This window comes from Floridaenema evergladense BLCC-F167 (assembly GCF_041929205.2).
Classification (GTDB): Bacteria; Cyanobacteriota; Cyanobacteriia; order Cyanobacteriales; family Aerosakkonemataceae; genus Floridanema; species Floridanema evergladense.
In genome coordinates this window covers 182,707-202,459 of sequence record NZ_CM171625.1, presented here as the reverse complement: position 1 = coordinate 202,459, position 19,753 = coordinate 182,707, and the positions used below count along the sequence as shown (strand labels likewise).

The 19,753-nt window shown below is 40.2% G+C and carries 18 protein-coding genes; 6 read left to right on the top strand and 12 right to left on the bottom strand.

The window, feature by feature from the left end; translation table 11 throughout:
* Window positions 1-127 precede the first annotated feature (127 nt).
* The 6 genes from urtE to ACE1CA_RS00865 all read right to left on the bottom strand — a co-directional run bounded on the left by urtE (window position 128) and on the right by ACE1CA_RS00865 (window position 7,791).
* Window positions 128-883 carry an urea ABC transporter ATP-binding subunit UrtE gene (urtE, locus tag ACE1CA_RS00890; RefSeq protein ID WP_413281190.1) on the bottom strand — a complete coding sequence of 252 codons (756 nt, stop codon included), beginning with the start codon at window positions 881-883 and terminating at the stop codon, window positions 128-130.
* Window positions 884-1,002: 119 nt separating this feature from the next.
* Window positions 1,003-1,785 (bottom strand): urea ABC transporter ATP-binding protein UrtD, encoded by a 783-nt coding sequence (gene urtD, locus ACE1CA_RS00885; RefSeq protein ID WP_413281189.1) that lies wholly within the window; start codon window positions 1,783-1,785, stop codon window positions 1,003-1,005.
* Window positions 1,786-1,840: 55 nt separating this feature from the next.
* Window positions 1,841-3,145 (bottom strand): urea ABC transporter permease subunit UrtC, encoded by a 1,305-nt coding sequence (gene urtC / locus ACE1CA_RS00880; RefSeq protein ID WP_413281188.1) that lies wholly within the window; start codon window positions 3,143-3,145, stop codon window positions 1,841-1,843.
* Between the two features lie 54 nt (window positions 3,146-3,199).
* Window positions 3,200-4,357: an ABC transporter permease subunit gene (locus tag ACE1CA_RS00875; RefSeq protein WP_413281187.1), complete on the bottom strand. Its 1,158-nt coding sequence runs from the start codon at window positions 4,355-4,357 to the stop codon at window positions 3,200-3,202.
* Window positions 4,358-4,474: 117 nt separating this feature from the next.
* On the bottom strand, window positions 4,475-5,839 hold the full coding sequence (gene urtA, locus ACE1CA_RS00870; protein ID WP_413281186.1) for an urea ABC transporter substrate-binding protein: 1,365 nt from the start codon (window positions 5,837-5,839) through the stop codon (window positions 4,475-4,477).
* A gap of 158 nt (window positions 5,840-5,997) precedes the next feature.
* Window positions 5,998-7,791, bottom strand: a complete 1,794-nt coding sequence (locus ACE1CA_RS00865) for a hypothetical protein (protein WP_413281185.1) — start codon at window positions 7,789-7,791, stop codon at window positions 5,998-6,000.
* A gap of 158 nt (window positions 7,792-7,949) precedes the next feature.
* Between ACE1CA_RS00865 and rsmA the strand changes: the two genes are divergently transcribed.
* The 3 genes from rsmA to ACE1CA_RS00850 all read left to right on the top strand — a co-directional run bounded on the left by rsmA (window position 7,950) and on the right by ACE1CA_RS00850 (window position 10,212).
* Entirely contained in the window at window positions 7,950-8,792 is an 843-nt protein-coding gene (gene rsmA, locus ACE1CA_RS00860) for a 16S rRNA (adenine(1518)-N(6)/adenine(1519)-N(6))-dimethyltransferase RsmA (protein WP_413281184.1), read from the top strand.
* A 94-nt stretch (window positions 8,793-8,886) separates the two neighbouring features.
* Window positions 8,887-9,831 carry a 4-(cytidine 5'-diphospho)-2-C-methyl-D-erythritol kinase gene (gene ispE / locus ACE1CA_RS00855; protein WP_413281183.1) on the top strand — a complete coding sequence of 315 codons (945 nt, stop codon included), beginning with the start codon at window positions 8,887-8,889 and terminating at the stop codon, window positions 9,829-9,831.
* Window positions 9,832-9,867: 36 nt separating this feature from the next.
* On the top strand, window positions 9,868-10,212 hold the full coding sequence (locus ACE1CA_RS00850; RefSeq protein ID WP_413281182.1) for a DUF3082 domain-containing protein: 345 nt from the start codon (window positions 9,868-9,870) through the stop codon (window positions 10,210-10,212).
* Window positions 10,213-10,632: 420 nt separating this feature from the next.
* On the opposite strand, the gene ACE1CA_RS00845 is transcribed toward ACE1CA_RS00850, so the two are convergent.
* Window positions 10,633-10,884, bottom strand: a complete 252-nt coding sequence (locus tag ACE1CA_RS00845; protein WP_413281181.1) for a hypothetical protein — start codon at window positions 10,882-10,884, stop codon at window positions 10,633-10,635.
* A gap of 543 nt (window positions 10,885-11,427) precedes the next feature.
* Here ACE1CA_RS00845 and ACE1CA_RS00840 point away from each other — a divergent pair.
* Both ACE1CA_RS00840 and ACE1CA_RS00835 read left to right on the top strand, forming a co-directional pair.
* The gene (locus tag ACE1CA_RS00840) at window positions 11,428-13,110 is read left to right on the top strand and encodes an HD domain-containing phosphohydrolase (protein WP_459563710.1); all 1,683 of its coding nucleotides are present in this window, start codon (window positions 11,428-11,430) and stop codon (window positions 13,108-13,110) included.
* 542 nt (window positions 13,111-13,652) lie between these two features.
* On the top strand, window positions 13,653-13,877 hold the full coding sequence (locus ACE1CA_RS00835; RefSeq protein ID WP_413281180.1) for a DUF2811 domain-containing protein: 225 nt from the start codon (window positions 13,653-13,655) through the stop codon (window positions 13,875-13,877).
* Window positions 13,878-13,988: 111 nt separating this feature from the next.
* Here the strand turns inward: ACE1CA_RS00835 and ACE1CA_RS00830 are convergent, their stop codons facing one another.
* Both ACE1CA_RS00830 and ACE1CA_RS00825 read right to left on the bottom strand, forming a co-directional pair.
* Entirely contained in the window at window positions 13,989-14,732 is a 744-nt protein-coding gene (locus tag ACE1CA_RS00830) for a response regulator transcription factor (RefSeq protein WP_459563709.1), read from the bottom strand.
* A gap of 87 nt (window positions 14,733-14,819) precedes the next feature.
* A complete protein-coding gene (locus tag ACE1CA_RS00825; RefSeq protein WP_413281179.1) occupies window positions 14,820-15,536 on the bottom strand; it encodes a response regulator transcription factor in 717 nt (238 codons plus the stop codon).
* A 366-nt stretch (window positions 15,537-15,902) separates the two neighbouring features.
* On the opposite strand from ACE1CA_RS00825, the gene ACE1CA_RS00820 reads away from it, so the two are divergent.
* A complete protein-coding gene (locus ACE1CA_RS00820) occupies window positions 15,903-16,520 on the top strand; it encodes a CPP1-like family protein (protein ID WP_413281178.1) in 618 nt (205 codons plus the stop codon).
* A gap of 182 nt (window positions 16,521-16,702) precedes the next feature.
* Here ACE1CA_RS00820 and ACE1CA_RS00815 read toward each other — a convergent pair whose 3' ends face one another.
* The 3 genes from ACE1CA_RS00815 to ACE1CA_RS00805 all read right to left on the bottom strand — a co-directional run bounded on the left by ACE1CA_RS00815 (window position 16,703) and on the right by ACE1CA_RS00805 (window position 19,479).
* Window positions 16,703-17,419 (bottom strand): HAD family hydrolase, encoded by a 717-nt coding sequence (locus ACE1CA_RS00815; RefSeq protein WP_413281177.1) that lies wholly within the window; start codon window positions 17,417-17,419, stop codon window positions 16,703-16,705.
* 190 nt (window positions 17,420-17,609) lie between these two features.
* Window positions 17,610-18,701, bottom strand: coding sequence for a 4-hydroxyphenylpyruvate dioxygenase (gene hppD / locus ACE1CA_RS00810; RefSeq protein ID WP_413281176.1), 1,092 nt, complete (start codon window positions 18,699-18,701; stop codon window positions 17,610-17,612).
* Window positions 18,702-18,762: 61 nt separating this feature from the next.
* Window positions 18,763-19,479 (bottom strand): SDR family oxidoreductase, encoded by a 717-nt coding sequence (locus tag ACE1CA_RS00805; protein WP_413281175.1) that lies wholly within the window; start codon window positions 19,477-19,479, stop codon window positions 18,763-18,765.
* Between the last annotated feature and the right edge of the window lie 274 nt (window positions 19,480-19,753).

Here is a 19,753-nt window from a genome sequence, read left to right as displayed (position 1 = left end):
ATAAACCAAACTTCATTAAAAGTTTACAGTATTTATTATTTTTTACAATTTGTAAAATCTCCCCATAAATTACAAATTCTTCATAAAAAATTTATGTGGATTTTGATATAATTTTTCGTCTTTACAACTATACTGCCAAGAACTTTTGAATCACATCTTGGCTGAGTTCGCTAGTGACACCAGAAGCGACTATACCACCTTTTTGCATTGCGTAGTAGCGATCGGCTTGACGAACAAAGTGTAAATGTTGCTCAACTAATAGCACAGAAATTCCTGTAGTTTGAACAATGCGGCGTACAGCTGCTTCAATTTCTAAAATAATGGAAGGTTGAATTCCTTCGGTAGGTTCATCTAATACTAATAGCCGAGGTTTTGCCATTAATGCTCTGGCGATCGCTAATTGTTGTTGTTGTCCACCGCTTAAATCTCCACCCATCCGCCACAGCATGGTTTTTAAAACCGGGAACAATTCAAAAATTTCTTCGCTAATTTTCTCGTTCCCTTTTCTCCCTTTTGGTAAAGCTTCAAAACCTAGTAATAAATTTTCTTCTACTGTTAAGCGAGGAATAATTTCTCGCCCTTGGGGAACGTAACCAATTCCCAATTTTGCTCTGCGATCGGGAGATTTATTAGTAATATTTTCTCCTCCAAAATTTATAGTACCAGTCCGAGGTTTGAGTAACCCCATGATAGTTTTTAATAAAGTAGTTTTGCCTACACCATTTCGCCCAATCAGGCACACCATTTGTCCATTAGGAATGCTGAGATCTACATCCCAAAGAATGTGACTTTCTCCGTAATAAACATTGATTCCAGAAACTTGGAGTAAGATTTCTGTAGGGGAGATTGGTTGGGGTGCGATCGCGTTATTTACTGATACCATTTTTTCAATTTAAACCTAATATTTTGGATTTTTTTGAACCGCAGAGACACACAGAGGAAAAGGAAAAATTTTTACAATTAATTTAAGATTGTTATAGCCAATTAACCAACAACTGTAAATTAAATTTCTTCTAATTTCCCTTCTTTTTCCGGTTCTTCTTCTTGTTTTCCCAAATAAACTTCAATCACTCGCGGATCGTTTTGCACTTCTTCGATATTACCTTCACATAACACCGAACCTTGATGCAAAACCGTTACCTTATTAGTAGCAATTTGCCGGACAAATTCCATATCATGTTCGATCGCAATAATAGAATGACTTTCTGCCAACGCCAACAGTAACTCACCCACATTATAAGTTTCTTCATCAGTCAACCCTGCTGCTGGTTCATCTACCAACAATAAATCTGGCGACTGCGCCACTAACATTCCAATTTCTAACCTTTGCTTTTCCCCGTGAGAAAGTAAACCCGCAGAAATATTTGCTTTGTTACTCAAACCAATAGTTTCTAATAAACCCGTTACAGTGCGGTATTCATCGCTAGAATTTCGGCGTAACAAAGTAGCAAAAACATTTTTATTGCGGTTACAAGCAAGTTCTAAATTTTCTCTAGGTGTCAGGTTGAGATAAACGCGAGGAGTTTGAAACTTTCGCCCTATTCCCAACCGAGCAATTTCATGTTCCGCAAAATTACGAATATTTTTGCCTTTAAAATATACTTGACCTTCTGTTGGTTTTGTCTTGCCAGTAATCACATCCAAAAAAGTAGTTTTTCCTGCTCCATTTGGGCCGATTACTACTCTTAATTCTCCCTGGTCTAAGTTAAAATTCAAGCCTTTGAGCGCCTTAAACCCACCAAAGCTGACAGTAACATTGTCAATTTCTAAAATTTTTGCGTTCATGGTAATTAGTCATTTGTAAAAACTTTCCCAGTCCCCAGTCCCCAGTCCGCAATACCTATTTCCCGGCTAACTTTTCCCGTTCCTGTTGCACTTCGGGGTCAGTTTCTAAACTCGGATAAGTAACAACTTGGTTTGGCCTTCCCAATAATTTTTTGATTTGGTTAATACCTTGAGAACGCCACCAGCCGACTAAACCATCAGGCAAAAACATCACCACTATTAAGAATAATGCACCTTGGAAAAATAGCCAAATTTCGGGAAATTGTTCGCTCAACAAACTTCTGGCAAAGTTAACTAGAATTGCGCCAATAATTGCCCCAATTAATGAAGCGCGACCTCCCACTGCTACCCAGATTACCATTTCAATAGAAAAGGCAATATCCATTGCTTTGGGAGAAATTAACCCTGTTTGTACAGTGTACAATGCGCCAGCAATTCCGGCGAGTCCGGCGGAAATGGCAAATACTAAAACTTTAAATCCTGTGGGGTTGTAACCCGAAAATCTCACCCGACTTTCATCATCTCGAATTGCTACTAATAAGCGTCCAAATCTCCCAGTAGTTAACCAGCGACAAAAGCCATAAGCAAGGGCTAAAAGTATAATTGTCAGAGTATAAAAGAAGAATTGAGTTTGTGGTGCGTTAACGTCAAAACCTAAGAGAGTTTTGTAATTTGTTAAACCATTTGTGCCGTTAAATAGTTTTTGTTGTCCGTTGAAGAAGTTGAAAAATACGATCGTCGCTGCTTGCGTCAAAATCGAAAAATAAACGCCACGAATTCGGTTACGAAATACTAAATACCCCAGTAATGCTGCTAGTAAAGCTGGGATAATTATTAAACCAATAACAGTCAGAGGAAAAGAGTAAAAAGGTTGCCAAAACCAGGGTAATTGTTGGACACCGTAAAGACCCATAAATTCTGGTAAACGACCAGGTTCTAAAGGTGCTAATTGTAGGTACATTGCTAAGGCGTAACCACCTAAAGCAAAAAATACCCCATGACCTAAACTTAGCATTCCTGTGTAACCCCAAATCAGGTCAATTCCTAAAGCGACAATTGCTAAAGCGAGGAAACGTCCGAGTAACCCGATGCGAAATGCTTGTCCGGCGACAGTTAGTAAAGGGGGGATGAGGAGGATGGTAATTAGAGCGATCGCACTCACAATTCCCACTTCTATTAAAATAGATTTGTATTTAGTAGAACCGGGATTTAACTTTAAACCCTGAAATTTTGGTTTCCTATCCTTTGCAGCTACAGTCTCAACTACAGTTTCCTTTTCTTGCCAATTTTCTGTTCTTTTCCGCACGCGAGGATAATGGTAAATCTTGCGACCATTTCCCTTATTTTCATTCTCTTGCATTCTCCCCTCCTGACCAATTAAGTAACTTTAATTCCCCACATATTTCCAACTCAATTAAGCATCCACCGTGCGACCTTTTTGCGGGAACAAACCAGCCGGACGCACTTGTAAAAAGACAATAATTAATGCAAATACCATAACTTTAGCCATACTGGTAGTGGCAAAGAAAGCAAAGAAATCTGCTAAAGGTGGAATTGGTGATAGTAAAGGTGCTAAAGCATTTGAACCAATAATATAACTAACCGTACCGATCGCCAATGCCGCCACAATACTACCGACTAATTTTCCCACACCACCCACAACTACCACCATGAACGTATCCACAATATAATTTTGTCCAGTATTTGGCCCAACAGAACCTAACAAACTAATCGCACAACCAGCTACTCCAGCTAAACCCGAACCCAGCGCAAAAGTTAAAGCATCTACCTTCTGAGTTGGAATTCCTAAACAAGAACTCATACTGCGATTTTGTGTAACTGCGCGAATTCTTAAACCCCAAGCTGTACGTTGGAAGAAATAATAAATTCCTGCCACACATAAAACAGTCAGAAAAATAATAAATAACCTTGTATAAGGAAGTCGTAAAGCACCAATATTTAACCCATCTTGCAACCATTTAGGTGCAGTAACGTTGACATTTTGCGCCCCAAACCAAGGTTGAGTAACAGCTAATTTATAAGTTTGCCCTAAAACCACACCTACTACTACTGAAATAGCTGCTGATAAAGGTAGCACGATCGCGAAAAACCAGTTGCGAATTCTAGTAAAATCTGGGCGACGCGACACCAGCCGCCAAGCACCAAAAAACAACAAACAAAATAAGCTAAGACCAATTACTAAAACCCAGTTAACGCTGCGAACAAACTGTTGCAGAATCAAACTCACACCCCAAGTTGCTAACAAAGTTTCTAATGGTCTACCGTAAAGAAATCTCACTACACCTTTTTCTAATAATAATCCCACCAATGCCGTGATTAAAAAAGCCATTGGTATCGCAAAAATAATATATGTTTCAGATAACGGGCTTCCCAAACCTTTAAAAACATTTTGCACCACAAAAGTTGTATAAGCCCCAAGCATAATTAACTCGCCATGCGCCATATTAATTACGCCCATCAAACCGAAAACTACAGCTAGACCCAAAGCTGCTATTAATAAAACTGAGCCAATACTAATTCCATTAAATATTACATTGAAAAATTCTACCACTGCACCTTAACCTCCAATCTTTAATTAACCTTTCCTAAACTTCGATCGCTTGGATCAAATTCCTGATTTTGAATAACTAAAAAGGGTGGGTTTTGACCACCCAAAACTATTTAGTTTTTAACTTTTTTTAACTAGGAATTTTCCTCCTTTGCTGGGGTCAGACCAATCACAAGAATAACCCTTAGTTTCTGCTACAAATTGGTTCCAGGGTATAGGTTTAACAGGTGCAGTGCTGGCAGAGACAATTTTAAATAATCCATCGTCACCTACTTCACCAATCCGAACTGTCTTATAAATGTGGTGGTTATTGTCCAATGTTACCTTACCCTCTGGCGCAACTAAAGTCTGCCCTAAAGCAGCTTTTCTCACTGCTTCAATGTCGGTTGTTTTGGCTTTTTCTACTGCTTGTTTCCACAAGTAAACAGCAATGTAAGCGGCTTCCATTGGGTCATTTGTGACTCTATCCGCGCCATATTTAGCTTTGAAAGCTTCAACAAACTTTTTATTTTCTGGTGTATCAACTGTTTGGAAATAATTCCAAGCAGCGTAATGACCTTTAAGATAGTCAACCCCAATGGCTTTGACTTCTTCTTCCGCAATACTAACCGACATTGTAGGATATTTATCTGGTGTCAATCCCGCATCTTTCAATTGTTTAAAAAATGCTACGTTACTATCACCATTAAGAGTATTGTAAATTACTCCACCATTGGGTAAAGCTTGTTTGATTTTGCTAATAATTTGGGTGACTTCAGTGCTACCCAAGGGCAAATAGTCTTCCCCAACAATTTTACCGCCTTTAGCTTGTACCTGGGCTTTAATAATTGTGTTTGCAGTCCGAGGGAAAACATAATCTGAACCGATTAAGAAAAACTCTTTTCCTTTCTTTTTTAACAACCAATCTACAGATGGTTCAATTTGTTGATTGGGTGCAGCACCAGTGTAGAAAATGTTATTGGAACATTCCTGTCCTTCGTATTGCACAGGATACCATAACATATGTTTCTTCTCTTCAAAAACTGGCAATACTGCTTTACGACTAGCAGAAGTCCAACAGCCAAAAATAGCAACCACTTTATCTTGGTCAATTAATTTTTTAGCTTTTTCGGCAAAAGTCGGCCAGTCAGAAGCGCCATCTTCAACTATTGGTTGAATTTGTTTGCCTAAAACCCCGCCTGATTTGTTAATTTCTTCAATTGCTAATTGTTCAGCATCGACAACACTCTTTTCGCTAATTGCCATTGTGCCGCTTAAAGAGTGCAAAATTCCCACTTTTATTGTGTCTCCGGTAGCAGCTACTGGTGATGCTGTGGGAGTTGTTGCTGCGGGAGTTGTGTTGGGTGCGGGTGTTACTGCGGGTGTTGCTGCGGGGGTTTGTGCGGTTGGGGTTGTATTGCTACCACAAGCTTTCAACAGAATAGTTGTACCCAGTGTGGCAGAACCGTACAGAATGAACTTGCGCCGACTAATTTCTCTGCTCATTAGTTTGTCTCTACTCCTCAAGTTGATGATTCTACAGATAGAGGATTTGGTAACTGAAGTCCGTTATTTTAGAGGGTGTAACTCTAAACTTTGGTATATTTGATTACAAAAATTGTTCCCCGAACAATTTTTTCTGGTTCTTAAGAATTTCTTCCGATTTAAACTAGCTCATCAGTTAATACTCGGCGCAGGATTTCTGTGACTTCGGCTGCCATTCTGGAATCAAGTTGTACGGCATTTTTACTTGCACCTCTAAGAGTTAAAGCCAAACTTTTCAATTTAGGCGAATTGTTTGCTGTTTGAGAAAGTTCATCGCCCAATTGTATCAGCATCACATAAGCAATTTCGTATCTATTCCTACTATCGCTATTGCCATTTCCCAATTTAGAAATAATTACTGGAGAACGTATTAATTTATCTATTCCTAGTTGCTGAATTGCCAAATCTGTGTAACGACAGGCATCGGTTCCCATTGCTCTTACGATACTTTCTAAACTATGCCATCGGGCATTTGGCAGTTTTACTTCTAATGGTAGATGTTGATGCCAACCTAGCATGGTAATGCAACGAGTTAAGTCATAAGCGGTGACTAAATTTTCACCGGGAGTTCCTTCTGAGGTGTTGGATAATACAACTTTTTTTTGCTTTAAGTCGTAAATTTCTGGACGATCGATATAAGGTGGTTCGCCGTATCTGCCACGAAATTCTAAGTTTTTGTTTCCGGTAATTTTTTTCACCCAATTTTCTAATCCTTGGCGAGTCTCGAAGCGCTTAAACATAGCGGCTAAGGAATTAGAACTAGCGATGCGATCGCCATAACTAATAACATCCCATACTATCTCATAAAATGGTACATCTCTTTTGCGTCGATCGCGATCGCGAATCACGCAATCATCAACATCTGTATTGGGTGAATTTGCATTGACTCTGGAGACAACATTGAGAACCGGAAGAATTTTTGTCGCACTCCAAAATTGACCTTTTGTTAAAGCGTTTCTCCCTAACCAATAAGTTAGCAGATTTCCCGTCCCAAAATTCGCTACACAAATACAAGCTTCCTGAATATCTTCATGCAAAAAGTCTAAACCTTTCTCATCAATTTTTGGCAGTTTTCCTAGTTGAGGATAAGAACTAAATTTTTCGGGTGTTTCCAATTCTTTTACTGCCCTTAATTGCTGATAATCTTTGGTTGATAGACGTTGGGGATAATCTTTAATTTGGTCTTTATAAGGAGAAGTTTGTACACCTTGATATAACAAAGCTAATTTATCTTTGGTTGCTCCTTTATTAAGGGCAATAGTCATAAATTTTTTATAAATTTTCAATCTGTCTTTTGCCTGTTCTAACTGGATTGGCAATTGATTAACTTGAGGATTTTCTATTTTACTAAATGAAGGAATTTGCTTGCCAGCAATTGCTTGCATAATTGCGTTAGTAACTTTTGTTCTGGCATCATTCATGGCTTTGACAATTATTCTTCCGGCTACAACTTGAGCATTATAATTAGCAGCAGCGAAAAATTGTCCGCCAAATGCGATCGCCCATTTCTCCCAATTAGCAACTAACTTATTTACTTCCTTGTCGGCTATTTCTTTACTTTTAAAAATTGAGTAAAAAGCTGCTACTGCTTCCTCATTACTTACGGGATTTTTGGCTGGAGTAACTAGCGGTTGCACTGTTTCACCCGCTAAAGCTAACTTAAGTGTTTCCCCAACTTTAAACTTGGCTTTCTCTACCTCTAAAGCCAGCTTTTTACCAATCAAAATTTTGGCATTGTTTTCCGTTGGTTCAAATGATTGAGCATCAAAAGCTGTTGCCCACCTCTGCCAATATACTTTCAGTTTTAAGGCTGCATCAGCCGCAGCAGCATCATTATTAAATAAGCTGTTAAACTCATTTAATCCGTCACTATTACTAATTGTTCGAGGTTCTAAAATTGGAGAAGTAGACATTAACAACACTCCTGAGATGTGAAAGTGATTTTTTGAACCGCGAATATTTTTAGCACTCTGCCTCTGGGAGCAAAAAAAGTGCTATATGTCTCTGATAGGCTACAATTAGTATCTTCTCATATTTTTGTCTCAAGGAAGCTGTCTCATCTAAAATTGTTATGTCTGTTCATCCTCGGAAACAATTTGCTCAACATTGGTTAAAGAGTGAAAAAGCTTTAAGTGAAATTGTTAAAGCTGCCCAAATAAGTAAAAGCGATCGCATTTTAGAAATTGGCCCTGGAACAGGCAATTTAACCCGCTATCTTTTACCTTTAGCCCAGTCAGTTGTGGCGGTGGAGATCGATCGCGATTTGTGCCAAAATTTAGTCAAAAGTTTGGGGAAAACAGAAAACTTTCTGCTGCTGCAAGGAGATATTCTGACTCTCGATTTAGAAACCCAATTAGAAAACTTTCCGCTATTTCAAAATCCTAATAAAGTAGTTGCTAATATTCCTTACAATATTACTGGGCCAATTCTAGAAAAACTATTAGGTAAAATAGCTAAACCCGTAACTAAATCTTACGATTTAATTGTATTATTGGTGCAAAAAGAAGTGGCTGAAAGATTGTATGCCCAGCCATCATCAAAAGCTTTTGGAGCCTTGTCGGTTAGAGTACAATACTTAGCAGATTGTGAGTTAATATACTCCGTACCAGCTAAAGACTTTTATCCGCCACCAAAAGTAGATTCTGCCGTAGTACGTTTACATCCGCGAATTCATTATCCTGCCGAAAATCCCAAGTTTTTAGATAACTTAGTTAAACTCGGTTTTGCAGAAAAACGAAAAATGTTACGAAATAATTTAAAAAGTGTTGTCGATCGCGATCGCTTGACTCAAAATCTGGAACAATTAGAAATAAATCCCCAAGTTCGCGCCGAAGACCTCAGCGTGCAACAATGGGTAGAATTAAGCAATAAACTAATGCAAGAAAGCAGAAATCAGAAGGGTTTTGAGTTGTAAGGACGGGTTTAGCAATAATCCTTGTCTCGTAACCAAAAGATGATCTTCAAAACCCGCCCCTACTTTTCGTCTTTACCTAAACCCTGTTAAAAAAATGCGTTCTTACACCCTAATTGCCCCAGCAAAAATCAATCTTTATCTAGAAATCTTAGGGATGCGTCCCGATGGATATCACGAATTGGCAATGATTATGCAAAGCATAGAATTAGCCGATTATATCGAAATTAATGCTAACGGCACTGATAATATCCGTCTGCATTGTCAACATCCTGAAGTACCGCTAGATAACACAAATATTGCTTATCGTGCAGCTAAATTGATGGCAGAACAATTTCCCGAAGCTTATGCTAAATTCGGCGGAATTGATATAGAAATAGATAAGCGAATTCCGGTTGCTGCTGGGTTAGCTGGAGGTTCTACAAATGCTGCTGCCATATTGATAGGCTTAGACTTAATGTGGAATTTAGGATTGACACAATCAGAATTACAAGAATTAGCAGCATTACTCGGTTCTGATGTACCTTTTTGCATTGCTGGAGGTACAGCCATTGCTACGGGAAGAGGAGAAATTTTATCGCCATTACCAGATTTAGATAACCTCTATGTTGTCTTAGGAAAATATCGCAGTTTAGGAGTTTCGACGGCTTGGGCTTACACTACTTATCGGGAAAAATTTGGTGATAGTTATGCTTGCAATACTTCGTCTATAAAAGAGCGATCGACCAAAGTAAATTCAGGTGCTTTGGTAAGTGCGATCGCTCACAAAGATAGCACAAAAATCGGTCAATCTCTTTACAACGACCTAGAAAAAGTTGTATTACCAACCCATCCCCAAGTCGAACAACTACGCCAAGCCTTTCAAAAACAAGATATTTTAGGCACAATGATGTCAGGTTCTGGCCCTTCAGTATTTGCCCTCGTTGAATCAGATACTCAAGCCCAAGAAGTAAAAGATCGAGTAGAAAATGACCTCAATCATCCTGATTTAGACCTCTGGATTACCAGATTTCGCCCCACAGGAATCACCGTAGAAAATTAAGTTAATTTACCCAAAAAATTTTCATTCTTTAAACTTATGAACGAACCAACACCCACCCAAAAACCCAATTCTTCCCCTACAGAAATCGACACCAACCCGCCCAGCATTTTCCGCTGTATAATTGGTGCGATCGTTGCCGCAACAATGGCGATCGCAAGCTATTTTCTTAATTCTTCGATCGCTCAATATTTTGTCGATCGTCCAATTCATTCCCCCAACTATCTCGTTGTTAACATTACATCTGCCGTTCGTACTTTAATTATCGGAATCAGCACCTTAGCAACAGGCGTTTTTAGCCTAATCGCCTTGGGACTTTTCGCCCTAGCTATTCAAGTCACCATTCAACAATTAAAACAACAAACTCCCTCAGCGAAAAACTAAATTCACAGCGAATTTTAGGGACTGGGAACGGGAGCATCCCAATTTTGCCAGAAGAAGACCAGGCGATTAAAAATCGCGGCTACACAGACAAAGCCTGCCTCCGCAGGCTAAAAGTCCGCGCAGGCGGACTTGGTTTGTATAGCCCCAGACTTCCAGTCTGAGGGGCAATTTACACATTTGGGATGCTCCCCTGGGAACTGGGATTTCTTAGAAGCTTTACTTATTAGCGTAGTACGAGAAAGCCAACTTTTAAAAACGCTGTTGGCAACAAAAAACCTACGTCGCACTTAACAATAACGTAGGTAAACCAGGATTTCACTTAAACTTTATTCAGTGATGAGTTTTGAATTAAATTGCCCCAATAACTCAAAACTTAAAACTCAAAACTTAAAACTTATAATCTGCGATCGCATAGCCAATTTAACTAAACTGACTTCTGTGCAGTACAGCTTCACCATAATCGGGAATCCAAGCTAACCATGAGTCTGGGGAACACTGACACAACAACAGTGCTTCGTCAAAACTGAACGAACTGGGAACTTCAGAAAGTTTCACCCAAGTAGATGGTTGTAATTCCGGGAATGAAAGATTCTCTTCACTTTCCGCCAACCAATCCCAGGAATAAGAAGGCAAACCTGTGCCTACCTGCGACTTACAAATGTCGAGTTTCACGATCCTTCCTCATAATCTAAGGTAAACAGCCCATTGCTAAGGCTTTCTCAGTCTTCGCTGGAACTGTTTCCCTCAGCCAATGGTCTAAAATCTAATTAAATCTGTATTCAAAGTTACAAAATTTGCCTAAACAGGTCAAGATTCCGTGTCATAACTTAACATTTGGCTTTTCTTCTACTGAGGACTTGCTGCCCGATCGGGAATTCCAGTCTCCAATCCCTAAAAAGAGAGCGCTAACATTTGTACTGTGAGGAGTCATACAAGAATTATTATTTGCAGATAATAATTCCTGTGATATGGATCTTGTCACTCCTGTTAATAGATAAGATAGGGTGTAAGAGAGCATTACTGGGTGCATTGCTAACGGGAATTTAGGGCGACGCGAAAATATTTTGCCCAAACGCTAAAAGCCAGCCATAATTTTGTGCTAAAACTAGAAGAAATTGCCCAAAGTTAGCTGATTTAAAGATTTGAAGCCAACCGATTCAATTAAAGCAGAGAGTATTTTTTTAATTGTAAATAGTCCAAATCAGGGAAAAATACATGATATTTCTGGATGGCAAAGTTTGTTCCCTCCCACAACAGGAGAAGATGGTAGATACTGGTAAACGAGTTGAATTAATAGAGCAACTGTTAGCAATTGGTACAGCCCTTTCTAGCAGCCAAGATTTAGGAGAATTACTAAATCTTATTTTAACTAAAAGTCGGGAAATAACTTGCAGTGATGCAGGCAGTCTTTATCTCATAGACCAAAAAGAAAGTAATCCCAAATTAATATTTAAAGCTGCCCAAAATGATTCCCTACCCCAGGCAACATTTAAAGAATTTGCCATGCCAATTACCCCAAATAGTTTAGCTGGATATGTGGCACTTACAGGAGAAAGTTTAAACTTACCAGATGCTTATAATTTACCCAAAAATGTTCCTTACCAAATCGACAGAACTTTTGATGATACTTTTGCTTATCGGACGCGATCGGTCTTAGTTTTGCCAATGCAAGACCAAAAAGGAGAAATCATTGGCGTAATTCAACTGATCAATCGCAAATTTAAACGAGATATCGCCATCACATCCGAAAATGCCGTCACTCTCACCAAACCCTACTCTAATTGGGAAGAACGCATAGTCAGAAGTCTCGCTTCTCAAGCAGCTATTTCTATTGAGCGCAATCAATTACAAGAAAGCATTCAAAACTTATTTGAAGGATTTGTTAAAGCCTCAGTACATCTGATTGAATTGCGCGATCCCACAACATTTGGTCATTCAGAACGAGTAGCAGAACTCACCGTCCGCTTAAGTCAAGAAGTTAGCTCAATTACTAATGGTGAGTTTAAATCAGTTTACTTTAACGAATCTCAAATCCAAGAAATTCGCTACGCCGCTTTATTACATGACTTTGGTAAAGTCTGCGTTCCCGAAAGCATTTTACAAAAGCGAAAAAAGCTTTATCCACAACAACTAGAATTACTGCGTCACCGCTTCGCCTTAGCACAACGTACTCTAGAACTAGAATGTGCAGAAACCAAATTTAAGCAATTGCTAAACTCTCCATTTCATCGCCACGAACCCAACAATAAACCATCGATTTGTCCTCACTGCGGGGAACTAGAAAAACTTGATACAGAGATGCAATTAAAAATTAAAAAACTTAATCATTATTGGGAGTTATTATTAGAATCTAATGAACCAGAAACAATTGAAACCAAGCGATTTCAAGCTTTTTCTGAAGCAGAATTACTAGAATTAACAGACTTATCCGAATATAAATACCGTGATATTGACGGTCAATTAAAACCACTCATTTCTTTAGAAGAAATGGAGCAATTATTGATTCCCAGAGGCAACCTGACACCTGAAGAAAGAACTGCGATCGAAGCTCACGTCATCCACACCTACAAATTCCTCAAACAAATTCCTTGGACAAAAGACTTAAAACAAGTACCATTAATTGCTGCCGGACACCACGAAAAATTAGATGGCAGCGGCTATCCCAATGGTTTAGCAATAGACAAGATACCCCTGCAAACGCAAATCCTAACCATAGCCGACATTTACGATGCCTTAACAGCGAGCGATCGACCCTACAAACGCAAACTACCTCTAGAAACCACCCTACAAATCCTCACACAAGAAGCCCACAAAGGCAAACTCAACCTCGACCTAGTAGAACTCTTCCACCAACGCCAAGTCTTCCAAGTCTTAGGTCACACCTTGAGCCTCGACTAGTGGCGCAGGAGTACTCCAGGGGTTCTCGGAGTTTTTCCCTAACCCCTAACCCCTAACCCCACCCCAGTCCCCAATCCCCAATTTTTGCAATTCTTATTCTTAACCAAAATTTTCCCCACAGATTTCACACCGTTTCCACAAACCACTTCCGGTTTTTCCACAATATCCACTTAGTTTTCCACAGGCTTGAACGAAGGGATCGGTTCTTCCCGTCTAACTGGGGAATTTTTTCAAAAAGAACCTTGTAGGCTTGATACACGCAAAATTGGTAACGAAGTGTAACAAAAATTGACTTGAAAAGCTCATTATTTCGTGAATCATAAAATTATATGCAGGTGTTTGTAACATTTCGCATCATTGACAACCCCTCCCCCCGATCGCAGAGAATGATGCGACCACCATATATTCAAGAGTCGATCTTCAACAGTCAATTGTCAATAACCAATAACTAGTTGCCAATAAAACCATAAGTTTTTCACCAACTACCAGCCACCAGCAACACAACCTATCCACCTTCGATCCATACCTTATAGAGGAATCCTATGAATACCAACGTTTGTATGCTTGCCGAAATCCCCGAAGCGCTACACGAATCCCTCAAAAGCTACTTAGAAACCCACCCCGACTGGGATCAAGACCGAGTTTTCACCGCCGCCCTCTCACTCTTCCTACTGCAAAACGGAGACAGCCACACCCCAGAAGCATCACGTAGCTATCGTCGAGCCGCCCAAGTCTACTTAGAAACCCTCTTCCGCCATTCAGCCTAAAGACAGGGGAGCAGAGGAGCAGAGGAGCAGAGGAGCAGGGGAGCAGGGGAGCAGGGGAGCAGGGGAGCATTAAATTGTCACCTTGTCACCTTGTCACCTTGTCCCCAGTCCCTACTGCTGAGGAGCTTCAGAAATCTCCATTTTGTAGCCCACTCCATGCACCGTTTTAATATACTTAGGTTGACTGGAATTGCTTTCTATCTTTTTCCGAATTTGACCGATATGAACATCCACAACTCGGTCTTCTGCACCTTCCATTCCGTGATGTTCATATCCCCAAACTTCTCGCATTAATTCCTTACGTCGCCAAACTCGATTTGGGTGGGTTGCCAAGAAATGCAACAAATCGAATTCTAAGGGAGTTAAAGTAATAATTTGGTCATTTAAACTAACTTCCCGACTTGTAGGATCGATTACTAGATTATCCAGTACTAAAGCTTGAGATTTAGGAGCAGCATGAGTAATTGGTTCTGCCCGTCTTAATAATGCTTCTACTTGTTTTTCTAAAACCTCAACATAGAAAGGTTTTGTTACATAAGCATCAGCCCATTCCAAACCAGCAAGTTGAGATTTAACATCCGTTAAACTGGTTAACAGCATTACCATTACACCCATGCGACTTTTCATTTGTTCGCACAGTTTGAACCCAATAGTATCTGGCAAAATTACATCCAGAATTACTAAATCGGGTTGAAATTGATCGAATACTGCCAAAGCCGTCGTACCGTCTATGACAGACTCTATTTGATAGTTTTGCTTACTTTGTTTTAAGAACCTATGAATTAAATTTCTGGTTCCCGGATCGTCTTCAACAATAAGTATTTTTTTGGAAGCCACATCAGTTTTCATAGTCATATCTTAAAGGTCTCAAGCAGCACGATCGAAATTTAAAGATTTTTAATGAAAGGGCTGGTTTTAGCACCAGCCAGAACCCGAAATTGATTACTGCTGAGATTTATTATTTGCCTCAGTGGTTTCGGGAACCTCAAACTTGTAGCCCACACCCCGAACCGTCTGAATCATCACTGGTTGATTGGATACTTCTAGTTTTCTCCGAATTTGACCGATATGAACATCAACAACCCGCTGATCCCCTACATATTCATAATCCCATACAGCTTGGATTAGTTCCGATCGCCGCCAAACTCTCCCAGGATGACTTGCTAAAAAATGTAACAAATCAAATTCTAAAGCCGTTAAAGGCACGCTGGAATTGTTGAGCGTTACTTCCCGACGTACAGGATCGATCATTAACTGATCCAATACTATACGTTGCTGTTCGCCAGTAGTTACAGCTCGCTGGCGCTTCAATATAGCTGCTACCCTAACTCCCAACTCTTTTAAGCTGAAAGGTTTGGTTATGTAATCATCTGCACCTTTGGAAAATCCGGTAATTTTATCGGCTTCATCTCCCCTACTGGTGAGCATTAGCACAAATACACCAGTCCGACTTTGCATTTCTTGGCACAGGTTATATCCATTTGCGTCAGGCAAGTTTACGTCTAAAATCACCAAATCTGGATTAAATTGCTCAAATAAAGTCATTGCGGTCTTACCATCAACCGCTGACTCCATTTGGTACTGTTTACTCAAAAAACGTTGTATTAGGTTCCTGACAGCAGGATCGTCATCAACTACAAGGATTTTGGGGAGAGCCATAGCCACCACTTTACACTGAGAATTAAATACGCAAGATGCAAACCGAAGAAGCTGAATACTAATTAGGGAAAAGTAATTAAAGCAACTTGGCTGAATATTGATTTCCGATATGAATTGTGTAAGAGCATTTTAAATGATTAGTGGGTTTCATAGTAGTCCACTATTATTCTTCCCTTTAGAGCATCAAATTAAACAACAGATGAAAATGTTTTCCCATTTCGGTTAACAGGCTAGACTAGTCAACAACTAAATGTTAGCTGCAACCAGCTATATAAGGGGAGAATGCAAGCGATCGTAAAACCACAAGCAGCTTCGGGTCGAGCCAAAGCTGTGGCTAAGTGGGATGTCTAGGAGGTTAGGCGGAAAATGAGTGTAGAAAATCCTTACGAGCAACTTGGAATTCCAGAGAATGCTACTTTCGATGAAATTCAAACGGCTCGCGATCGATTAAAGCAAGAGTATAGTAACGATCCAAAACGACAAGAAGCTATTGAGACTGCTTATGATGCCATTTTGATGGAGCGGTTACGGATGCGTCAGGAAGGCAGAATTCGCGTTCCTGAAGGAATCAGGTTTGCTGAACAACGCTTTTCTCAGGCTCCCCCTAGTCCACCAACAATCTCGGTAAAACAGCCTCCTGCATGGCTGCAAAATTTTCTGGATACTCCCAGTCGAGCTGATATTCTGTGGACAACGGGTGTTTTTCTTGTCTTGTCTGGTTTAGTTGGTTTGAGCGTTGAGTATGCCTCTTTTGCTTTGGCTTTGGGAGTATTTGCCAGTCTTTATTTTCTCACGCGCAAGGAACGTAAGTTAGGGCGGTCTGTACTGCTTTCTTTGGCAGGGTTGACTTTTGGCTTGGTTCTCTGGGGGGTGTGTTCTAGTTTACTAACAACACAAATCAGTTCTTTGCCTTTGGCAGGAGAAAGTTTAGCTGCTTGGATCTCTTTTGTGGTTCTTTGGTTGGTAAGTTGTTTCCTTCGTTAAGATGCAGGGGAGATGGGGGAGATGGGGGGGATGGGGAGCAGGGGGGCAGGGGGGCAGGGGAGCAGGGGAGCAGGGGAGAATTTAAAACTTAAAACTCTCCAAACTTGTTCCTAACTCAAAACTCAAAACTGTCCCAGTCCCTAGTCCCTAGTCCCTAGTCCCTAGTCCCTAGTCCCTAGTCCCTAGTCCCTAGTCCCTAAAACTAGAGTTGTATTCCAAGCTCGATCGAGCAGGTAATCTACTGCTTGGCTCAAATCGTTAACGATTAGGTCGGGATGGAAAGCTTCTAGGGAGGTGCGATCGCGAATTCCACACAAAACCCCGATCGCCTTAATTCCATGCGTTTTAGCCGCCACTATATCGGCTTCAGTGTCACCTACCATCCATGTATCCGCAGCAGGTGGCAGTTTTGCTAATGCTTCTCCCATCAGTATCGGTTTGTCGTCTATATCACGACCTTTAGGGTAATCGTTACTCAGGCAATAGCAACGATTTTCGGGAAAAAATCTCCCTAAGTCAAAGCTTTCAAACGCATAATCTAATTCCCTAACACGCCTCATGGTTAACACCACTAAGTCAATTCCCGCTTGTTGGACTTTCTCTAAAGCGGCAATGGCTCCCGGTGCTAACTCGTCATATTGAAAATAAGGTTGAGTATGGGCTGTTTTTTTCCTTAATTGGGCAAATTCTTCCGCTTGTTGTTCTTCTAAACCAGAAATTATCCCAATCTGTTTTTCAGGAACTCGCTCTCTTTTTAACTGCCAAAATTCCTCCTTCGATAAAGGATGCACTTTCTGATCCTCACGGCGAGTTTTTTCTAGGCATAGTTCATAAACTCGATAGTAACGTTCAGAAATGTCAACTATTGGCCCATCAAAGTCAGTAATCAGTCTTAACATAAAGTCTCACAATTGTTAATTTTTTATAAGTTTATCTTGGGACTAGGGACTGGGGATTGGGGACTGGGAAAGGCAGAAGGCAGAAGGCAGAAGGCAGAAGGAAAGAAGAAAGGTAGAAGGTAAAAATGTCCCCTTGTCCCCTTGTCCCCAGTCCCCAGTCCCCAGTCCCCAGTCCCCAGTCCCCAGTCCCTCAAGACTGTCTTCGCTTGATTTGCTCTCTTTCTATTGCTTGAAATAGGGCGCGAAAGTTTCCTTCTCCGAATCCTTGGGCTGGGATTTTTTCACCTTTAATATAACCAAAGCGGCGTTCGATTAATTCAAAGAAGAAGGTTGGTTTTCCGAAAATTGGTTGGGTGAAGATTTGCAGGAGCAAGGGAGAAGCTTCTGATTGATTGTTATTGTGTTGTTGCCAATCAACTAGAATTTGTTGGGCTTTAATTTGTTGTAATTCGATCTCGGTTAAAGGAACATTTTGTCTTTTTTGTAGTTCGTTGTAGTAATTTTGAGGCACTTCTAAAAATTTTAAATTTGTATTTTTCAAAAATTTAGTTGTTTCTATTAAGTTAGAAGTTTGTAAGGCAATATGTTGAATTCCTGACCCTTGATTAAAGTCTAAAAATTCTTGGATTTGGGAATTTGCTGATGCTGGTTGATTGATGGGAAATTGGACTAATTTGCTGGGGTGGACTAGTACTTGACTGTGTAATGCTGACCATTCTGTTTGAATGGCAAAGGTTTGTTGACGTTGTAATTCTAATACTTTTTCGTACCAGTTTACGGCGGATTCTAATTCGCCTGCTGCTACGTTTAAAACTACGTGATCGATGCCTGTAAAGGTGACTGGGGTGGGAGGGTTAGATGAATCGTTTTTGTGCCAGTTTTCTATTCCTAATTCCCAGTTTCCTTTACCTTCGATTAAGGTGTGTGTCAAGTTTCCCCAGGCGGAAATTTTACTCCATTTAAGTTGGGGTTGTTGAATTATTGGTTGTAACAGTTTTGCGCCATAACTAATAGCTTTGGCGATGAGTTTTTCGAGGTTTTGGACGCGAAAGGCGACATCGGCTACCCCAGGTGGATGCGATCGCAAAAACTGCGCTACTGGACTTTCCGGTGATAGCGGTGACGAAAGAAAAAAGCACACTGCACCATTTTTGACTACTTCTATTAGAGTGTGATTTTGCCAAACTCCATTACCAACTGCTTGAAAACCCATTTGACGAACAAACCAATTTCGCCATAATGCGGCATCTTCAACATAAAAATGTATGTGGTCAATTTTCATCCCAGGTTGTCTCTTGTCAATTTCTACCTCACAAAAGATTTATAACAAATTGATGCTGGGATTAGAAAAATAAATGGCTTTCTGGCTGAATATTAATTTCCATTGGTACTGCTTGGTGTTCCGCAGAAAGGGCAAATATAATTGCTTCGGCTGCGGTTTCTGCACTGAGCATTTTTGTACGATCGACTTTCAAACTAACTGTATCCCAAAAAGGTGTGTTGACTCCACCAAAGTAAAATAACGTGAATTTGATGCCGTAACGTTTTAGTTCGTCAGCCATGCACTTACTAAAGCCGACTACGCCAAACTTAGCAGCGCAATAAGCTGTTGCCATTGCCATTGAATGTCTGCCTAAAATGCCGATTATATTGCAAATATGTCCAGATTTTTGCTCTTTCATATATTTGGCAGCAGCTTGGCAAGTGTAAAAGCTACCTTTTAAATTTACACTTAGCATAGCTTCTAAATCTTCTGGTGTGACCCGATCGTACTGTTTAAAAATTCCGGCACCAGCGGCATTAATTAAAATGTCGAGTTTACCAAAGTTTGCGATCGCTTCCTCCATTAAATTCTCTACTTGAGAATAATTAGTGATATCACAAGGAACTGTTATTGTTCTTTTTTCTGCATTTAAGTCTAAGCCAGAAACCAAAGCATTTAATTTTTGGCTGTCTCTAGCTGCTAGTACCAGTTTTGCATCTCTAGATAATAATTTTTGAGTTACAGAAGCGGCTATCCCACCTGTAGCACCAACGACAACAACAACTTTATCCTGCATAATTTTACATTTCTTTACACAAAGTTATTTTATCGGATTGAGAAAAGAAATCACAAATTCTTACCAAACGAATACTATTTGTCCGCTTCCGGGTGAGAGTTGATTAGGGAGTGGGGAGATGGGGAGATGGGGAGATGGGGACAAGGGGACAAGGGAAAATTATTTAACTTAAAACTTTAGAATTCAGAACTCAAAACTCAGAACTCAGAACTCAAAACTTCCCCAGTCCCCAGTCCCCAGTCCCCAGTCCCCAATCCCCAATCCCCTCTTATGT

Excerpts from the sequence above, each read along its gene's own strand:
- urtE (WP_413281190.1), bottom strand. The coding sequence starts at position 883 with ATGGTATCAGTAAATAACGCGATCGCACCCCAACCAATCTCCCCTACA.
- urtD (WP_413281189.1), bottom strand. The coding sequence starts at position 1,785 with ATGAACGCAAAAATTTTAGAAATTGACAATGTTACTGTCAGCTTTGGT.
- urtC (WP_413281188.1), bottom strand. The coding sequence starts at position 3,145 with ATGCAAGAGAATGAAAATAAGGGAAATGGTCGCAAGATTTACCATTAT.
- urtA (WP_413281186.1), bottom strand. The coding sequence starts at position 5,839 with ATGAGCAGAGAAATTAGTCGGCGCAAGTTCATTCTGTACGGTTCTGCC.
- ACE1CA_RS00865 (WP_413281185.1), bottom strand. The coding sequence starts at position 7,791 with ATGTCTACTTCTCCAATTTTAGAACCTCGAACAATTAGTAATAGTGAC.
- rsmA (WP_413281184.1), top strand. The coding sequence starts at position 7,950 with ATGTCTGTTCATCCTCGGAAACAATTTGCTCAACATTGGTTAAAGAGT.
- ispE (WP_413281183.1), top strand. The coding sequence starts at position 8,887 with ATGCGTTCTTACACCCTAATTGCCCCAGCAAAAATCAATCTTTATCTA.
- ACE1CA_RS00850 (WP_413281182.1), top strand. The coding sequence starts at position 9,868 with ATGAACGAACCAACACCCACCCAAAAACCCAATTCTTCCCCTACAGAA.
- ACE1CA_RS00840 (WP_459563710.1), top strand. The coding sequence starts at position 11,428 with ATGATATTTCTGGATGGCAAAGTTTGTTCCCTCCCACAACAGGAGAAG.
- ACE1CA_RS00835 (WP_413281180.1), top strand. The coding sequence starts at position 13,653 with ATGAATACCAACGTTTGTATGCTTGCCGAAATCCCCGAAGCGCTACAC.
- ACE1CA_RS00830 (WP_459563709.1), bottom strand. The coding sequence starts at position 14,732 with ATGACTATGAAAACTGATGTGGCTTCCAAAAAAATACTTATTGTTGAA.
- ACE1CA_RS00825 (WP_413281179.1), bottom strand. The coding sequence starts at position 15,536 with ATGGCTCTCCCCAAAATCCTTGTAGTTGATGACGATCCTGCTGTCAGG.
- ACE1CA_RS00820 (WP_413281178.1), top strand. The coding sequence starts at position 15,903 with ATGAGTGTAGAAAATCCTTACGAGCAACTTGGAATTCCAGAGAATGCT.
- ACE1CA_RS00815 (WP_413281177.1), bottom strand. The coding sequence starts at position 17,419 with ATGTTAAGACTGATTACTGACTTTGATGGGCCAATAGTTGACATTTCT.
- hppD (WP_413281176.1), bottom strand. The coding sequence starts at position 18,701 with ATGAAAATTGACCACATACATTTTTATGTTGAAGATGCCGCATTATGG.
- ACE1CA_RS00805 (WP_413281175.1), bottom strand. The coding sequence starts at position 19,479 with ATGCAGGATAAAGTTGTTGTTGTCGTTGGTGCTACAGGTGGGATAGCC.